This is a genomic window from Umezawaea sp. (assembly GCF_057122925.1).
In genome coordinates, this window is sequence record NZ_DBNGPQ010000189.1 from 15335 (window position 1) to 31732 (window position 16398).

General features: G+C 73.4%; 14 protein-coding genes. 4 read left to right on the forward strand and 10 right to left on the reverse strand.

Going from position 1 to position 16398, the window contains the following annotated elements:
- Positions 1-4 precede the first annotated feature (4 nt).
- Genes AC156L_RS42170 through AC156L_RS42180 form a run of 3 tightly spaced genes read right to left on the reverse strand, consistent with a single transcriptional unit; the run spans position 5 to position 2901 of the window.
- A complete protein-coding gene (locus tag AC156L_RS42170; protein WP_330879020.1) occupies positions 5-1132 on the reverse strand; it encodes a hypothetical protein in 1128 nt (375 codons plus the stop codon).
- 12 nt (positions 1133-1144) lie between these two features.
- Positions 1145-1555, reverse strand: coding sequence for a FixH family protein (locus AC156L_RS42175; RefSeq protein WP_330879021.1), 411 nt, complete (start codon positions 1553-1555; stop codon positions 1145-1147).
- Positions 1552-2901, reverse strand: coding sequence for a hypothetical protein (locus AC156L_RS42180; protein WP_414720034.1), 1350 nt, complete (start codon positions 2899-2901; stop codon positions 1552-1554). Before AC156L_RS42180 ends, AC156L_RS42175 begins: the two co-directional genes overlap by 4 nt.
- 172 nt (positions 2902-3073) lie before the next feature.
- Here AC156L_RS42180 and AC156L_RS42185 point away from each other — a divergent pair, with 172 nt between their 5' ends.
- On the forward strand, positions 3074-4255 hold the full coding sequence (locus tag AC156L_RS42185; protein ID WP_330879023.1) for a sensor histidine kinase: 1182 nt from the start codon (positions 3074-3076) through the stop codon (positions 4253-4255).
- Positions 4249-4905 carry a response regulator transcription factor gene (locus tag AC156L_RS42190; protein ID WP_330879024.1) on the forward strand — a complete coding sequence of 219 codons (657 nt, stop codon included), beginning with the start codon at positions 4249-4251 and terminating at the stop codon, positions 4903-4905. The genes AC156L_RS42185 and AC156L_RS42190 overlap by 7 nt, the downstream gene beginning before the upstream one ends.
- Positions 4906-4914: 9 nt before the next feature.
- Here the strand turns inward: AC156L_RS42190 and AC156L_RS42195 are convergent, their stop codons facing one another.
- The 5 genes from AC156L_RS42195 to AC156L_RS42215 form a co-directional block, all read right to left on the reverse strand.
- Positions 4915-7191 (reverse strand): S9 family peptidase, encoded by a 2277-nt coding sequence (locus tag AC156L_RS42195; RefSeq protein WP_330879025.1) that lies wholly within the window; start codon positions 7189-7191, stop codon positions 4915-4917.
- A gap of 23 nt (positions 7192-7214) precedes the next feature.
- The gene (locus AC156L_RS42200; RefSeq protein ID WP_330879026.1) at positions 7215-7883 is read right to left on the reverse strand and encodes a DUF4097 family beta strand repeat-containing protein; all 669 of its coding nucleotides are present in this window, start codon (positions 7881-7883) and stop codon (positions 7215-7217) included.
- A 217-nt stretch (positions 7884-8100) separates the two neighbouring features.
- A complete protein-coding gene (locus AC156L_RS42205) occupies positions 8101-9444 on the reverse strand; it encodes an aminotransferase class V-fold PLP-dependent enzyme (RefSeq protein WP_330879027.1) in 1344 nt (447 codons plus the stop codon).
- 401 nt (positions 9445-9845) lie between these two features.
- Positions 9846-10307: a MarR family winged helix-turn-helix transcriptional regulator gene (locus AC156L_RS42210; protein WP_330879028.1), complete on the reverse strand. Its 462-nt coding sequence runs from the start codon at positions 10305-10307 to the stop codon at positions 9846-9848.
- A 41-nt stretch (positions 10308-10348) separates the two neighbouring features.
- Positions 10349-11116, reverse strand: coding sequence for a dioxygenase family protein (locus tag AC156L_RS42215; RefSeq protein ID WP_330879029.1), 768 nt, complete (start codon positions 11114-11116; stop codon positions 10349-10351).
- Between the two features lie 119 nt (positions 11117-11235).
- Between AC156L_RS42215 and AC156L_RS42220 the strand changes: the two genes are divergently transcribed.
- Positions 11236-11772 carry a hypothetical protein gene (locus AC156L_RS42220; protein WP_330879030.1) on the forward strand — a complete coding sequence of 179 codons (537 nt, stop codon included), beginning with the start codon at positions 11236-11238 and terminating at the stop codon, positions 11770-11772.
- Here AC156L_RS42220 and AC156L_RS42225 read toward each other — a convergent pair.
- The gene (locus AC156L_RS42225; protein WP_330879031.1) at positions 11723-12643 is read right to left on the reverse strand and encodes an ABC transporter substrate-binding protein; all 921 of its coding nucleotides are present in this window, start codon (positions 12641-12643) and stop codon (positions 11723-11725) included. The genes AC156L_RS42220 and AC156L_RS42225 overlap by 50 nt on opposite strands.
- Before the next feature lie 488 nt (positions 12644-13131).
- Here AC156L_RS42225 and helR point away from each other — a divergent pair, with 488 nt between their 5' ends.
- The gene (gene helR / locus AC156L_RS42230; protein WP_330879032.1) at positions 13132-15321 is read left to right on the forward strand and encodes an RNA polymerase recycling motor ATPase HelR; all 2190 of its coding nucleotides are present in this window, start codon (positions 13132-13134) and stop codon (positions 15319-15321) included.
- Here the strand turns inward: helR and AC156L_RS42235 are convergent.
- Positions 15318-16397: a M14 family metallopeptidase gene (locus tag AC156L_RS42235; protein ID WP_330879033.1), complete on the reverse strand. Its 1080-nt coding sequence runs from the start codon at positions 16395-16397 to the stop codon at positions 15318-15320. The genes helR and AC156L_RS42235 overlap by 4 nt on opposite strands.
- Position 16398 lies beyond the last annotated feature (1 nt).

Consider the following 16398-nt stretch of genomic DNA (forward strand, 5'->3'; position numbering starts at 1 on the left):
GCCGCTACCGCCCTTCCCGAACCGGGGCGAGGTGCCGCAGCATCCCGCCGAAGCGCACGCCGAGCAGGCCGCCCAGCGCGCCGAACACCAGACCGGCCACCGCGGTGCCGACGATCCCCGCGGTCGGGGGGAACCCGTTGCCGTACAGCCAGTTGTTCTGCACGGGCGCCGCGGCCGCCACCAGCAGGCCGCCGATCGCGCCCGCGACCAGCCCGAACACCCTCAGCGACCGGCCGTCGCGGCGTCCGAGGGCCAGCAGCCCCTCGACCAGGACCGCGACCAGCGGCAGGCTCATCGGCATCAGCGCGGGCAGCGCGGGCACGCCGTCGACGTAGTCGCGCATGGGCAGGCCGATCGCGTTCGCGTAGGCCTCGGTCGCCCACGGCGAGAACCACCAGAACACGCCCTGGAGCACGGCCACCGCGAGCGCGACGCCGAGCGCCCCGCCCGGACGGTCGAGCAGGCGGGCACCCATCACGACGATGAGCACGCACAGGAACGACAGGCCCACCGTCACGGTGTTCACCGGCCCGGCGTCGATCTCCGACAGGCCGATCGCGGTCACCGTGCTGAACGTCAGCAGCACCGCCAGCGAGACCAGCGCCGACGCCAGGCCCCAGGTCCGCGACCTGGCCACGGCGAACACCATGACCGCGCCGACCATCGTGATCGTGATCGACAGCAGCAGCCCGATGTGCGGCGGCGACGCGATCGTCGCGTCGAACCCGTACAGGCCGTGCCACCACTGGTCCCACAGGCCGTAGAGCAGGAACGACGCGGCGCCGATGCCGGAGATCAGGTAGCCGACGGGCGCGGCGAACGCGCGGCCGAGCACCGCGACCGCCCGGCCGCCGACCATCGGGTCCACCGCCTTGCCCGAGCGCTGCGCGGCCGTCGTCACCAGCACGACCACGAGGCTCGCGATGCCGGAGAACGCGCTGCCCGAGTACAGCAGCAGGTGCGGCAGCGTGAAGAACGTGTCCGGCCCGACGTCGTTGTGCCACTGGATGTCCCAGGTCAGCCCGGTCAGCGACAGCACGGTGCCGCCCAGCACGAAGCTCGCCGCGGTCATCCCGCGCGGCACGGCCTTGGTCGTCGTGGCCACGGAGGCCCCCGACGCGGTGAGATCCATGTTCGGTTCCCCTTATCCCTTCACCAGCAACGGAAGAACGACGTGGTCGACACCGCTCGCGTCGTGCAGCGAGACGGTGATCTGCCACGGACCGGCCATCGGCAGGTCCGCGGCGGGGGCGCGGAACCGGCCGCGCCCCTCGGGTAGTGCGGTGACGGGGGCCAGCGCGTGCCCCATCTGCGGCATCACCGGTTCGACGGTGACCTCGTCCGGCAGGACCGGCGCCCCGGACCGGTCGGTGACCTCGAACCCCAGCGAGTTCGGGCCGGTGCGCGGGTCCTCCACCGAGAGCCGGACGGTGTACCGCTCACCGGAGGCGGACGCGGTGGTCGCGCCGCCACCCGCCGTCGAGCGGACCACCAGCGCCACCAGCGCGACCACCACCGCCAGCACCGCGCTCGCGACGACCGTGCGCCTGCTCATCGAGCCGCACCCCCGGCCGCCGGGACGTCGACCACCGCGGGCACCGTGCGCACCGCGTAGCCGCGCTCGGCCTGCACCCACACGAGGTACCGGCCGGGCAGCGGGAAGGTGTAGGTGAACGGCACGTCCGGCCCGAACGCGGCGACGCTCTCGTCCGGTTCGTCCGGCATCCCCGGTGCCGGCGGGGTCATGGCGTGCACGTGCGCCCACACCGGCGCGTCCGCGACCTCCCCGGTCACCGGCCCGACCACGACCATGTGGCCGAGCATCCCCAGCCACGGCTGGAGGTCGTCGGCACCGAACCGGGCGGTGACCGTGCTCGGCGAGCCCGCCGCGGCGATCCTCCGGTCCAGGTCGACGTCCTCGGTGGCGGGCACCGCCGTGCCCGAGGCGGTCAGCGCGGCCGTGGTGCGCAGCAGCTGCCTGCCGCCGCCCCGGCGGGCGATCTCGACGGCCACCGCGTACCGGCCAGGCTCGGGCGCGACCAGCTTCGCCCGGTAGTCGCCCGGCCCGACCCGCACCGGGTGCAGGTGCCACAGCTTCCCGCTCGGCGACACCACGCCCAGGTGGGCCAGCGCGTTGTCGTGCACCAGCAGGTCGTCCACCGGCCGTCCGGTCGACCCGTCGGTCAGGGCCAGCCGGAGGTCGTCGCCCACGGCCGTGGCGACCAGGTTCACCGGCGGGCGCGAGTGGTCCACCGCGGCGGCCCGCGCGTTGGCGTAGGGGTCGGTGACGTTGTCCACCGTCGGGTCGAGGTCGCTGCCCGGAGCGGGTGGCGGTGGCACGGACGACGACAGCAGCGCCGCCGTGACCGCCACGGCCAGCGCCGCGACCACACCCGCCGCGGGCGCGAACGCGGCGACGCCGCCGCGGCGCAGCGCCACCACGAGCGTCACCAGCATCAGCGCGCCCGCCGCGACGAACCCGCCGTAGGCCGCGTTCTGCGGCGGTGACATCACCCGCGCGGGCACCACGAACGGGATCGTGGCGACCCGCTGCCCGTCGTCGAGCGCCAGTTCCCACGGCCCCGGCCCGTCCACCCGCAGCGTGCCGGTGTGGAAGCCGGGTTCCGCCGTCAGCCGCACGGTCGTCTCGCTGACCGCCGTGCCGTCGCGGCTCAACCTCAGCCTCAAGTCACCCGCCGGGCTGCCGACGTGCGTCACCACGTCCACGTGCACCGGGCCGGGCACCGGCTCGACCCGCCGGAGCACCACCGTCAGCTCGCGGTCGCCCATGGTCTGCGCGACCTGGATGTCGCCTGCTCCCGGCGCGCCGTCCGCGAGCGCCGGAACCGTTCCGCCCCAGGCGAAGCCGACCGCGCACAAGATCACCAGTATCGCTCTCATCATCGCCCCCATCGCCGTCGAACCTAGGGATCGCGGGCGGTGGGATCGTCACGGTCGGGGGTGAACCCGCCTCCCCCGCGAGAGGGACCCGAGCCCCCGGGGGGACCGTGGATCCCCCTGGCGGGGGACTCGCGGCGGCGCGCGGGGGCGGAGGATCGACGCTGTGAGGGGGATGTGGAGGCGCACTGACGACCCGAGGGTGTCGCTGACCCGGCAGTCGCTGCTCGTGGCGCTGGTGTGCCTGTTCGCCGACGCCTACGTGTACGTCATCAAGGCACCCCTGCCGTTCTCCGGGATGGCCGTGGTGGGGCTGCTGCTGATCGTCGTGGTGGACCTGGCGCTCGCGGGCCCCGCCCGCCTGTCCGGGGTCGTGGCCGTGGCGCACACCGGCGTGTACATCCTGATACCCCTGGTGCTGGAGCGGCCCCTGAAGTTCTGCGGCAACGACGCGGGCATGATGATCGCCGCCTACCGGGCGGGCGCCTGGCTGGTGGGCGCGCCAGCGTTCGCCACCCTCGCCACGATGGCACTGGGCCTGGTCGCCACCCACTTCGCCGTCCACGACGGCGCGGGCGACCTGAAGGCGCTGCCGTTCGAGGTGGTCAGCGGGTCGCTCCTGCCGTGGCTGGTCGGCCGCTACACGATCAAGCGGCGGGCGCACATCGCCGAGCTGGACCAGCGCTCGGAGCGCGAGAGGCGCGACGCCGAGGAGGCGCTGGCGCGGGCCATAGCGGCCGAGCGCAGCGCCATCGCCCGCGACCTGCACGACGTCATCGCGCACCACGTGAGCGCCATCAACCTGCACGCGGGCGCCGCGAGGTTGGGGCTGGACAAGGGGAACGCGCCGCTCGCCACGTCGTTGAGCGCCGTCGAGACCGCCAGCCGGGCCGCGATGATCGACCTGCGGCACCTGCTCGACCTGCTGCACGGCGACAACACCGACAGCGCGCGGCAGCCGGGCCTGGACAACCTCGACGAGCTGTTCGAGGGCGTGCGCGCCGCCGGGATACCCGCCAGGCTCACCACGTCCGGCGTGCCCCGCGCGCTGCCGGAGTCGCTCGGCATCACGCTGTACCGCATCGTGCAGGAGATGCTGACCAACGCCCTGCGCCACGGCGACCCGTCGGGTGTGGACGTGGAACTGGCGTTCCGGGAGGATTCCCTCGCGCTGACCACCACCAACCGCGTGCCCGCCCTGGTCGGCGCCCGCGCCGAGGGGCACCGCCGCGGGCTGGAGGGCATCCGCAACCGGGCCCGCCTGTTCCACGGCGTCACCACGTGCGGGCTGGACCCCGACGGGCGCACGTGGCGCACCGCCGTAGCCTTCCCCCTGGAGACCGCCCCACCATGCTGAGCGTCCTGCTCGCCGACGACCACGCCATGCTCCGCTCGGGCATGCGGGCCATCCTCGACACCCAGCCGGACCTCGACTGCGTCGCCGAGGTCGCGGACGGCCGCGCCGCCGTCGCCGAGGTCGCCCGCCTCCGCCCCGACGTGGCCGTGCTCGACGTCCGGATGCCGAAGCTCGACGGCCTGAGCGCCACCGAGGCCATCCTCGCCGCGCCCGACAACCGCACGAAGGTCGTCGTGCTCACCACCTACGACAGCGACGAGTACGTCTACCGGGCCCTCAGCGCGGGTGCCAGCGGGTTCCTGCTGAAGAGCCTGCCGCCGGAGGAGCTGATCAGCGCGATCCGCGTGGCGGCCCGCGGCGACGCGCTCATCGACCCGTCCGTCACCCAGCGCCTGGTGGCCCGCTTCGCCCGCAGCATCGCGCCCGCCGCGACCGCGCCGGGGCTGGAGCAGTTGACCGCGCGGGAGCGGGAGGTGCTGCTGCTGGTCGCGGAGGCGCGCACGAACGCGGAGATCGCGGCCGAGCTGCACGTGGGCGACGAGACGGTGAAGACCCACGTGTCCCGCATCCTCGCGAAGCTCGGTCTGCGCGACCGGGTCCACGCCGTGGTCTACGCCCACCTCAACGGGCTGGTGCCCCGAGGGGTCTAGCGTCCTGCGTCAGGAGAACATCTCTCCCAGCGCCTCGGGGTCGATGCCGATGGGGGCCGGGCGGTAGGCCGGTGGGCGCACGCCCATCAGCTCGCGCACCAGGAAGTCCCAGCAGCGCTTGCGGACGTAGGCCAGGCAGTCGATGAACGTGTGCTCGGCCCCCGGCACGACGAGCAGCTCGAAGTCCTTGTCGGCGGCGACGAGCCGGTCCGCCAGCCGCAGCGAGTGGTCCGGGTGGACCTGGTCGTCGAGTTCGCCGTGCACGAGCAGCAGCGGGCCCGCCAACCGGTCCGCGAGGTCCGTGTTCGAGGAACGCGCCCACACCTCGGGGACGTCCACGCCGTCGTAGGTCTCCACGAAACCGGGGTTGAAGCAGCGGGCGTCGTGCCAGCCGGAGAGGGCGACGCCGGTCCGGTACACGTCGGGGTGGTCCAGCATCGCCCGCACCGCGGCGAAACCGCCCCCGGAGTGGCCGAACGCGCCCACCCGGTCCAGGTCCATCCACGGCCGGGTCTCCGCGAGCTGCCGCAGTGCCGCGACGTGGTCGACCAGGCCGCCCGCGTCGCCCAGCCTGCCGGCGGAGGCGTCGTGGAAGGCCTTGCTCCGCCCCGGCGTGCCCCGCCCGTCCAGCGCCACCACCACGAAGCCCAGCGCCGCGAGCGGTTCGGCGTCGAGGCCCGTCGCACCGGGGTCGAAGCTGGGCGAGACCCTGGTGACCTGCGGGCCGGGGTAGAGGCTGTCCACCACCGGGTAGCTCCGGGACGGGTCGAACCCGCGCGGCCGGTGCAGCACGCCGTGGACGTCGGTCACCCCGTCGGCCGCCTTGACGCGGAACCGCTCCGGGGGCGTCCAGCCGGTGGCGGTGAGCTTGCCGACGTCGGCCCGCTCCAGCTCGACCAGCACCCGCCCCGACCAGTCGCGGAGCGCCGCCACCGGTGGGGTGTCCACAGTGGACGCGGAGTCGAGGAAGGTGCTCCCGTCCGGCGACACGGTGACGACGTGGTCCAGCCCGTCGTCGGTGACCACGGCGAAACCGGTGCCGTCCAGACCGACCCGGCACACCGTGCGCCGGTACGGGTCCTCCTCGACCAGCCCGGAGGCGGTGAAGTGGACCACCCGCTCGGCCTCGTCGACGTGCAGCACCTGCCGCACCGCCCACTCACCGGTCGTGACCCGGCCGAGCAGCTCGCCGGTGCGCAGGTCGTACCGGTACAGGTGGCCCCAGCCGTCGCGCTGCGAGTACCACAGCACCTCGTCGGCCAGCACCCGCACGATCGGAGGCTCGTACAGCCACTGGTTGGGCTCGACGCGGGTGGGCCCGGTCTCCTCCAGCACGGTGGTGACCTCGCCGGTGACCGGGTCCAGCCTGCGCAGGGAGAGCGTGCGCGGGTCGCGGGGCCGGTCGAGGAAGTAGACCGCCGAGCCGTCCGGGGCCCACCACGCCCACCCGGTCGAGATCGGCGACGCGCTCGTCATGACCAGCGGCTCGGTCCGCGCGCGGACCACCGTGCCGCTCGCGACGTCGAGCACGACCAGTTCGGCCAGCGGCACGTCCTCGTCCCCGGCGTAGGCGTACCGCTGGGCGTGCAGCACCGGGGCGCCGCCGTCGGCGGGCCTGGCCTGCACCAGGTGGGTCAGCCGGACACGGCGCTCGTCGGTCCGGTGCGCCAGCACCCTCGTCGAGTCGGGCGACCAGGCCACCGCGGGCGGCAGGTGCGGCAGGCCGATCTTGCGCAGCAGGGTGCCGTTGCTCGTGGAGTCCGGGCCGGGGCCGTACCGGTGGGCGTCCGCGCCGTCGGTGGTCAGCGCCCACTCGCGGCCGTCGGACAGCGAGCGCGCCCACAGGTCGTGCCCGCGCTGCGACACGGCGGTCCTCCCGTCGGGCGACGGCACGTCCAGCGGGCTGCCCGGCGGCGTGAACTCGGCCCGCTCGCAGGTGCGGCCCTCCGGGTCGCAGCGCCAGTGCTCGCCGAACGCGGCGAACTCCACGGCGTCGCCGTTCAGCTCGATCGCCGCGAACGGCAGGGCGTCCGGGTCGACCGGCTGCCCGGAGGCGGTGGCCAGCGCGGTGGCCAGCCGAGCGTGGTCGAACGCGGGCGCACGGGTGCCCGCGGCGGGGTCGACCAGCACGAACCGCCTGCCGGCGCCGGTGCTCACCGAGTACCAGAACCGGGCGCCCCCGTCGATCCAGCGCGGTCTGACCCGGTCGCCGACGACGAGTTCGCCGGGGCGGGCGGGACGCCGGAGGAGCTGTTCCGCGGCCTGGTAGTCCTGGGTGGTGCTCATCGTTCTCGTCCTCCCCGTGCTGGTCAGAGGCTGCGGGCGGTGATGTCGCCGTAGGAGGTGGTGGCGTGGACGTCGAGCCGGTCGCCCGCGTTCCCGCTGCTGGTGAGCGCGTTGTGGACCCGCCCGTAGGTGGTGCCCGCGTCCAGCGAGGCGGAGACGCCGGTGGCGGCGTCGACCGCGACGTCACCGGCCTGGGTGCGCAGCACGACGGTGCCGCGCACGGCCTCGGCGATGCGGATGTCGCCCTTGCCGGTGCTGATCTCGGCGGAGCCGGTGAGGCGGCCGATGGAGACGTCGCCCGCGTGGGTGGTGAGGCGGACGCCCGCGGCCTCGTCGAGCTTGACCGCGCCGTGGGCGCCGTCGAAGGCGACCTCGCCGAGCCGTCCGACCCCCCGGACCTCGGCGCTGGCGGCCTTGGCCTCGACGTGCGAGCCCGCGGGGAGCTGGACGGTGACCTCGACGGCCCCGGAGGGACCGAGGAGCTGGTTGGTCGTGGGGGTCTGGACGCGCAGGACGCCGTCGCGGTAGTCGACCGCGGTCCCCTCGGCGGCCTCGACGTCGCGGGACCTGCCCGCGTCCGCGGGCCGGACCTCGACGGTGGTGTCGGTCCGGTCGGCGGCGATGAACCGGACGAGTCCGGCGGGGATGTCCAGGACGGTGGAGATGGGGGTGGGGGTGGTGAAGGTGCGCATCGCGCTCAGCTCCAGTGCTCGTTGTTTCCGACACTGGAAAAGCTACGTTGCGTTCGTGGATACGGCAAAGACTTTGTTGCGCTTGATCAGTATTTATGCAGTTAGATGGCGTGAAATCATTGCAACGGTCCTGAATTTAACGCAACGATCGATTGATTTCGTTGCAATGGAATGGCGGTGAACGCACTGAGGGGGCGGTAGGGGCCGCCCCCTCCGGTCACGCGGGCTCGTCCGCGAGCCGGTCCTCGAAGTGCCGTTCCACGAACGCGATGAAGCGCTCCACGTCCCGCACCGCCGACGGCGCCCCGAACGACACCCGCACGGTGCCGCCGCTGGGCAGACCCGCCACGTCGAGCGACTCGCCGACGTGCCGCGTCCCGTGCCGGAGCAGCGCCCGCAGCGACCTCGGGCAGAGCTCGGCGGCGTTCGTGCCCGCGCCGGGCGTGCCGGAACCGCCCGCGCGCAACGAGATGCCCGCCGACGTGGCCTCCTCGGCGACCGTGCGGACGTCGAGCACCCGGCCCGTCGGGTCCAGCAGGTTGAAGCTCACGATGCCGCCCCTGGCCACCGTCGTGGTCGGCCCGTACACGCGGGCCACGGGGGTGCCGTTGCCGTGGCGCAGCGTGGTGAGGCGGTCGAGGAACCAGCCGGTCAGGTAGCGGACGCGGCGGGAGATCAGCTCGACACCGGTGTCCGCCAGCAGGGACAGTCCCACCTCGACGTCCGGGATGGACAGGAAGTTGAGGCTGCTGTCCTCCAGCGCGGACCCGAGGCGGGACAGGGCGTCGCGGCGCACGACCAGGCAGCCGACGCCGGTCGGGTAGCCGAACACCTTGTACCAGCTCACCGTGACGAAGTCCGGGCGCACCATGCTCAGGTCGAGGGTGTTCGTCGGCAGGTACGCCGCCGCGTCGAGCAGGACGTCGTAGCCGCGCTCGCGGGCGATGTCGATCCAGCCCAGCGGGTGCTGCACGCCGGTGAACCCGCTCTGCGCCGGGAACGCGAACAGGCCGCGCCTGCGGTCGGGGCGCTTGCGGCCGAGCGCGGCGATGACCGTGCTGGTGGAGACGCGCAGGTCGGGGCGCTGGGTCGCGATCACGGTGGTCGTCGCCGCGAACTCGCGCACGCCGCTGACCGACTCGTGGTTGTCGGAGGTCAGGACGAGCCTGCCGTGCCTGCCGAACGGGTACCGCTCACCGACGAGCCTGGCCGCCGCCGAGGCGTTCGCGGTGAACACGACGGTGTACTCGTGCGGCGACGCGTTCAGGTGGCGGAGCACGGCGTGGCGGGCGTGGTCGATCGCGGGCGCGGTCGTGCTCGGGCTGCCGGGCAGGATGCCGCGCACCCGGCGCTGGTGGGCCTCGTGCTGGGACGCCGCCGCGAGACCCGAGCCCGCGAAGTCCAGGTACAGGTGGTTCTGCTCGTCGAGGTAGGAGTACTCCGTGCGACGCAACCGGTCGAGACCGCGGGTCAGCTCGTAGCCGGGGTGGCTCGCCAGGAATTCGGCGGGCTCCCCTGGATTCCGGGCTGTGAGCACGTGGTCGGTGTGGCGTGAGGTCATCTTTGCTCCCCGCGGTGAGATGACGTGTGGGCCGGCAACAATTCGCCGAATGGGAATACGCCTTCGACAACCGTGGAAGAGCGTTCAGGGAACATACACCGCGCACAGGTCCGGACCAGGTAAGACGCACTCGGTGTTACCAGGCCCACATCTGTTGTCCCGATGTCGTTTCGGGGAATAACGAATGACCGCAAGAATGTGGGACGGCTGTTCTGCGCTTGTTGTCAGAGGAGTGCGGAAGTCGTCGGGACAACGTCGTCCGGGGTCGCGAAAGCCGATCGGTGTGCGTTCGTCCACTGATTGCCGCCCATTCGGCCACATCCGCGCCGGAAGGCTTCTCCGGTGCCGTGCGGACGACTGCGGTCGCCCGCGCCCGCTGGCCGGGATCGTTCGCCGCCGGGTCAGCCGTCCGCCCGCAGGCGCTTGCGGATCGCCTCGACGCCCTCGGCGAAGGCGGTGAACTGCTTGCGGGTCAAGCCGTCCAGGAACAGGTCGCGGACGAGGGCGGCGTGACCGGGGGCCGACTCGCGGAGCTTCTGCCACCCGGCCTCGGTCAGGCAGGCGATGATGCCGCGCTCGTCGGACTCGCAGGAGCGGCGGCGGACGAGACCCGACTTCTCCAGCTGCGCGACCTGGTAGGTCAGGCCGCTCTTCGACGTCAGCGCGGCGCCCGCCAGCTCGGTCATCCGGAGTTCGCCGCCGGGCGCGGCGGACAGGCGGGCCAGCACCTCGTACTGCGGGTGCGACAGGCCCGCGTCGTCCTTCAGCTGCTGCTCGACGCGGCGGTTGAGGAACGTGCTGACCTCCAGGTAGCCCTCCCAGGCCGCCAGTTCGCGCGCGTCGAGCCACTTCGGTTCCGCCATGGGCCGATCCTACCCTTGTCGTTCAAATTCGAACAGGCTGGTCAGCCCAGTTGGATCGACCGCTTCGCCAGGCCCATCCAGAAGCCGTCGATGACGGTCCGCTGCGACGCGATGTCGTCGGCCCCGGCGCCCAGCGCGACGAAGAGCGGCGCGAAGTGCTCGGTGCGCGGGTGCGCCAGCCGCCACGCGGGCGCCTTGTGCTCGAAGTCGAGCAGCGCGTCCAGGTCGTGCGCCTCCAGCGCGCGCCTGCCCCAGTCGTCGAACTCGGCCATCACGCTCGTGACCCGGCCGGTCGAGCTGAGCGCGCGGAGGTTGTGGGTGAAGAACCCGCTGCCGATGATCAGCACGCCCTCGTCGCGCAGCGGCGCCAGCTTGCGGCCGATGAGCATCAGCTCGGCCGGGTCGAGCGTCGGCATCGACACCTGGAGGACGGGCACGTCGGCGTCCGGGAACATCTCCACCAGCGGCACGTAGGCGCCGTGGTCGAGGCCGCGGGTCTCGTCCTGGCGCACCGGCGTGGCCGGGGTGCGCAGCAGCTTGCGCACGCGCTCGGCGAGCTCCGGCGCTCCGGGGGCGGCGTACTCCACGCGGTAGTAGTGCTCGGGGAAGCCGTAGAAGTCGTAGACCAGCGGGACGGTGGTCGTGGCGCTGACCGTCAGCGGCGCCTCCTCCCAGTGCGCGGAGACCATCAGGATCGCCGTCGGCTCGGGCAGGTCCGCCGACCACGCGGCGAGTTCCCCCGGCCAGATGGGGTCGTCCGCCAGGGGCGGCGCGCCGTGGGACAGGTAGAGGGACGGCATGCGGGTCATCGCGGGCTCCATTTGGTTGAAGCTTAAACTATGTGGCCCACTGTACGCGGTGGTTTGAATGTGAACAACCTGCGGTCCGACTACGCTGCCCGCGATCCCCGACGCACCAGGAGTTCTCCGTGTCACGCCGCGCCACGCCGTCCACCCGCACGTTCACCGACCACCTCGACTCCGCGGTGGACCGCACCGGCCTGTACGCGGTGGTCGCCGCCCACACGGGGGCGCGGCGCGTGCTCTACCCGGTCAGCTCGCTCGACGTGACGCCGTCCTACACCTGGCCCGACGTGACCTACGTGGACACCGACCAGCGCACCAGGACCGCCTTCGCGGACCCGGCCTCCGCGATCCGGCTCGCCGACCAGCACAAGACCTACCAGGGCGAACCGCGCATCCGGTTCCTCGGCGGCGAGTACGACCGGGTGTTCGGCGCGCTGCCGGTCGCGACGTGGGACCTGCTGCTCTCGCTGCACGCCGGCCCGGTCGGCACCAACGCCGCGCGCTGCCTCAAGCCCGGCGGCTGGCTGCTCGCCGCGGGTCCCGTCGACGACCCGGAGTTCACGTTCGACGCGTCGGTGCTGCTGTCGGCGCGGGGGAAGTACCGCGTGGTCAGCGACGAGGCGGAACGTCCCGTGGCCCGGCTGTTCCGCCGAGCCTGAACGCCTCGGACGGCTCGACCCCGCCCACGCCGTGCAGCACGTGCGCGAGGACCTCGGCCCCGCGCACCACGCGCGGACCGGGCCGGTTGAAGCAGGCGGGCCCGTCCAGCACCCACACGTCCGGCAGTTCCGACCACCCCGGCAACGCCGTCAGCACCCCGAGTTCGGCCACGGTCCGCTCCGGCGCCAGCCCGCAGGGGAGCAGCAGCACCACGTCGGGTTCCGCGTCCCGCACCTGCCGCCAGGTCATCGGCCCGGTGTGCTCACCGGGTGCGGCCAGCAACGGCGTCCCGCCCGCGGCGGTGATCTGCTCCGGCACCCAGTGCCCCGCGGGCCACAGCGGGTCCAACCACTCGATCGCCACCACCCGCGGCCGTTCCCGCCCCCGCACCGCCGCCTCCACGGCGGCCAACCGCTCCCGAAGGGCCGCGATCCGCTCGACGGCCACGTCCGGACTGCCCACCGCGTCCCCCACCACCCGCAGGCAGTCGAGCACCTCGTCCAGCGTGCGGGGTTCGAGGCTGATCACCCGCGTGTCGCCCTCCAACACCCGCACGGCGTCCGACACGCGCTCGTAGGAGACCGCGCAGACGTCGCACAGGTCCTGCGTCAGCACCACGTCGGGCGCGAGCGCGGCGACCAGATCGGTGTCGAGGGCGTAGAGCGACGAACCGCGGTGACTCCCCCCGACCGCGTCGGAGATCTCCCTGCTGGACAGCGTGTTCGGGTCGAACGAAGCGGCCGTGACGACCGGCACCGCTCCCACCTCCACCGGCCAGTCGCACTCGTGGGTGCGGCCGACCAGGTCCGACAGGTGGCCGAGTTCGACGACGAGGTCCGTGGCGGCGGGCAACAGCGACAGGATCCGCATGGCCGCAATGTAGTCACGGCGGCGGGTTCCGGCGCCGCAGCAGGACGCACACCACCATGACGATGAGGACGAAGAGGAACGAAGCGGACCGGAGGGGGAGGGACGGGGGCGGCGTGGAGGTGGACGTCGCCGTGGATCGATCCCGCCTGCACGGACGACCTCGACCGGTCCGCCGGTTCTGACCACAGCGGACGGTTCAGGAAGGACCGAGGGGAGTCGGGAAGGGGGGACACCCGCTCCTTCCCACTTGAACATATAGCGCACCCAGGGGCTTGTGGCAAGACCCCCGTCGTGCCGCAGAATCACCGGCCGAAGCCGGAACCCGCGGAAATGGAGCCACGAGTGCGAGTGCTGTCGTCGACGTACGGGTCGAGGGGCGACGTCGGGGCGCCGCCCGCCGACGCGGTCACCGCGGCACAGCGGGCGGTGTCCGCGTGACCCGTGCGGGATCGCCGAACGAGAATTCCGTCCAACGTGGTGGGGGACCTGTGTCCGATCAGGGGTACGACGAGGAACTGCGGTCCGAGCGCGGGTACGTGGCCGGGCTGTACGCGCGGCTCGACGCCGAGCGCGCACGGGTGAAGCGCGAGTACGAGGCGGCGCTGCGGGGGACCGGTGGAACGCCCATGGAGCGCGACGACCGGGTGCGCGCGTCGGCCAGGGAGGCGAAGCGGCTGGACTTCGGCGCCAACGGGCTGTGCTTCGGCAGGCTGGACGCCCTGTCCGGCGACCGCTCCTACATCGGCCGGATCGGTCTCTTCGACGAGGGGAACGACTACGAGCCGGTGCTGCTGGACTGGCGCGCGCCCGCCGCGAGGCCGTTCTACACGGCGACCGGCGCGACCCCCGAGGGCCTGCGCCGCCGCCGCCAGTTCCACACGCGCGGGCGCCGGGTGGTCGACTTCACCGACGAGGTGCTCGGCCGCCCCGACGGCGCCGAGCGGGGGGACGCGGCGCTGCTCGCGGCGGTCAACGCGCCGCGCGGCGAGGGCATGCGCGACATCGTGGCCACGATCCAGGCCGAGCAGGACGAGATCATCCGGCTCGACCACCCCGGCGTGCTGGTGATCGAGGGCGGGCCCGGCACCGGCAAGACCGTGGTGGCGCTGCACCGGGTCGCCTACCTGCTCTACACCCAGCGGGAGCGGATGGAGCGCCACGGCGTGCTCGTGCTCGGCCCCAACCCGGCGTTCCTGAACCACATCAGCCGGGTCCTGCCGTCGCTCGGCGAGTCCGACGTGGTGTTCACGACCACCGGCGACCTCGTGCCCGGCCTGCACGTGACCGCCGAGGACGCGCCGGACGTCGCGCGCCTCAAGGGTTCCCCCAAGGTCCTGGACGTGCTGGTGGCGGCCGTCGCCGACCGGCAGCGCCTGCCGGAACGGCCGATCCCGGTCGAGCTGGGGGGCGTGACGGGGCGGATCGACGCCGAGACCGCGCAGTGGGCCAGGGAGGAGGCGCGGGCGAGCGGCCTGCCGCACAACGAGGCCCGCGCGGTGTTCGAGGAGGTCGTCACGTACGCGCTCACCGAGCGGGCGATCGGTCGGATCGGCAAGGGCTGGCTGACCCGCGACGACCGCGCGTCGTGGGAGCGGATGCGGGCGGACCTGCGCAAGGAGCTGGCGGAGGACGAGGGGTTCGCCGCCGCGCTCACCGAACTGTGGCCCGTGCTGACGCCCGCGGAGCTGCTGGCGTCGCTGTACACCTCGCCCGGGAGGCTGAGCGCCGCGGGCGCGGACCCGGCGCTGGCGCGCGTCGACGGCGACGCCTGGACGGTGTCGGACGTGCCGCTGCTCGACGAGCTGGTCGACCTGCTCGGCCCGCACGAGCCCGTCGACCGGACCGCCGAGCGCGCCCGGCAGGCCGAGGCCAGGCACGCCACCGCCGTGCTCGACGGCCTCGTCGGCCGCCAGGACTCGATGGACGACGAGGACCACCTGTACGCCACGGACCTGCTGTTCGCCGAGGACCTGGCCGACCGCTTCGTCGAGCACGACACGCGGGAACTCGTCGAGCGCGCCGCGGCGGACCGGGACTGGACCTACCGGCACGTCGTGGTCGACGAGGCCCAGGAGCTGTCCGAAATGGACTGGCGGGTGCTGATGAGGCGCTGTCCCGGCCGGTCCTTCACGGTGGTCGGCGACCTCGCCCAGCGCCGGTCCGAGGCGGGCGCGAGGTCGTGGGACGCGGTGCTGGAGCCCTACGTGCCCGGCCGCTGGGTCTACCGGTCGCTGACGGTGAACTACCGCACCCCGGCGGAGATCATGACCGTCGCCGCCGGGGTGCTGGCCGAGTTCGCGCCGGAGGCCCAGCCGCCGGAGTCGGTCCGCGCGTGCGGCGTCCGGCCGTGGTCCCGGCTGGTCACCGACGACGGGCTGCTCGCCGCCGTCGAGGAGTTCGTGCGGGACGAGGCCGGTCGCGAGGGCACCAGCGTCGTGATCGGGCCTCCGGGCGTGCCGGGCGCGGTCCCGGCGTCGGAGACGAAGGGCCTGGAGTTCGACGCCGTCCTGGTCGTGGAACCGGAGCGGATCTTCACCGACGGCCCGCGCGGCGCGGCCGAGCTGTACGTCGCCCTCACCCGCGCCACCCAGCGCCTCGGCGTCCTGCACCGGGACCCGCTGCCGTCGTTCCTGCGCGGGCTGGTCGAGGTCGGGGTGCCCGCCGGGGTGGGGGACTAGCGGTCGGTGCCCGACAGCGCGGCGGGGAGGGCCAGCGCCAGGGCCAGCACGGCGGAGGAGACCTCGCGGACCACCTCCTCCGCCTCCGCCCACGTCGGCTGGAAGGTGTGGCCGCACTCGATCGTGAAGCCGAACACCTTGCTCCGCGTCGGGTCGGCGACGTGGCGGCCGTAGGCGTGGTCGTCGCTCGCGCCCGACGTCGGGTAGAGGCCGTACGCCTGCTCGACGGGGTAGTCGTCACCGCGCACGGCCTTGACCGCGTCGCGCATCCGCCGGGCCAGCGCGGTGACGGTGCCGAGGTCGGTGGGCGTGATGTACTCGCCGTACCCGGTGTCGTTCGGCCGTCCCCGCACGCCGTCGAAGCGCGCGTCGAGGAACGTCTGCTCGGGCCGCGTCGACTGGTTCCGGTCGCTGCCCCACGCGTGCAGGATGACCGGCACGGCGCTGTGGACGTCCACGAGCACGCGGACGTCGGGCCGGGAGTCCAGCAGCCGCACCACGTTGCGCGTCTCCGGCTCGGAGGCCGCCGACGGGCCGCGGTACACCTGCCGGTCGCACGGGTTCGCGGACGTGCGCACACCGGAGTCCGCGGCGAACCTGGCCCGGTGGTCCCAGAGGAAGTCGAAGTTGCGGTTGACGTCCACGCCGACGCACCCGCCGCCGTCCGGGTGGGGACGGCGGTTCTTGCGCCACAGCGGGTCCGCGGTCTGGCTGTGCGCGCGGCCGTCCGGGTTCACGCACGGGAAGACGTAGAGCGCGGTGTCCTCGACGACCCGGCGGACCTCGTCGGCGGTGTAGCGCTGCCCGCCGTAGACCAGGCCGGTGCCGAGCTGGTGCGCTTCGAGGAGGTCCGCCGCCAGCGACACCAGCGCGTCCGGCGGCACCCACTCCCTGGCGTGCACGCCGCCCAGCAGCAGGACACCGTCCACACCGGACCGCGTGCCGACGCGCAGCACGCTGGTCGTGCGGCCCTCGTGGGTCGGGTTCGGGCACGTGATCAGCTCGCAGGCTCCGGGGTAGGCGGCGGCCAGGTTCTCCAGCGCCGACTCGACCTCCGCCGGGTTCAGGTACGCCACC

Excerpts from the sequence above, each read along its gene's own strand:
- AC156L_RS42170 (WP_330879020.1), bottom strand. The coding sequence starts at position 1,132 with ATGGATCTCACCGCGTCGGGGGCCTCCGTGGCCACGACGACCAAGGCC.
- AC156L_RS42175 (WP_330879021.1), bottom strand. The coding sequence starts at position 1,555 with ATGAGCAGGCGCACGGTCGTCGCGAGCGCGGTGCTGGCGGTGGTGGTC.
- AC156L_RS42180 (WP_414720034.1), bottom strand. The coding sequence starts at position 2,901 with ATGAGAGCGATACTGGTGATCTTGTGCGCGGTCGGCTTCGCCTGGGGC.
- AC156L_RS42185 (WP_330879023.1), top strand. The coding sequence starts at position 3,074 with ATGTGGAGGCGCACTGACGACCCGAGGGTGTCGCTGACCCGGCAGTCG.
- AC156L_RS42190 (WP_330879024.1), top strand. The coding sequence starts at position 4,249 with ATGCTGAGCGTCCTGCTCGCCGACGACCACGCCATGCTCCGCTCGGGC.
- AC156L_RS42195 (WP_330879025.1), bottom strand. The coding sequence starts at position 7,191 with ATGAGCACCACCCAGGACTACCAGGCCGCGGAACAGCTCCTCCGGCGT.
- AC156L_RS42200 (WP_330879026.1), bottom strand. The coding sequence starts at position 7,883 with ATGCGCACCTTCACCACCCCCACCCCCATCTCCACCGTCCTGGACATC.
- AC156L_RS42205 (WP_330879027.1), bottom strand. The coding sequence starts at position 9,444 with ATGACCTCACGCCACACCGACCACGTGCTCACAGCCCGGAATCCAGGG.
- AC156L_RS42210 (WP_330879028.1), bottom strand. The coding sequence starts at position 10,307 with ATGGCGGAACCGAAGTGGCTCGACGCGCGCGAACTGGCGGCCTGGGAG.
- AC156L_RS42215 (WP_330879029.1), bottom strand. The coding sequence starts at position 11,116 with ATGACCCGCATGCCGTCCCTCTACCTGTCCCACGGCGCGCCGCCCCTG.
- AC156L_RS42225 (WP_330879031.1), bottom strand. The coding sequence starts at position 12,643 with ATGCGGATCCTGTCGCTGTTGCCCGCCGCCACGGACCTCGTCGTCGAA.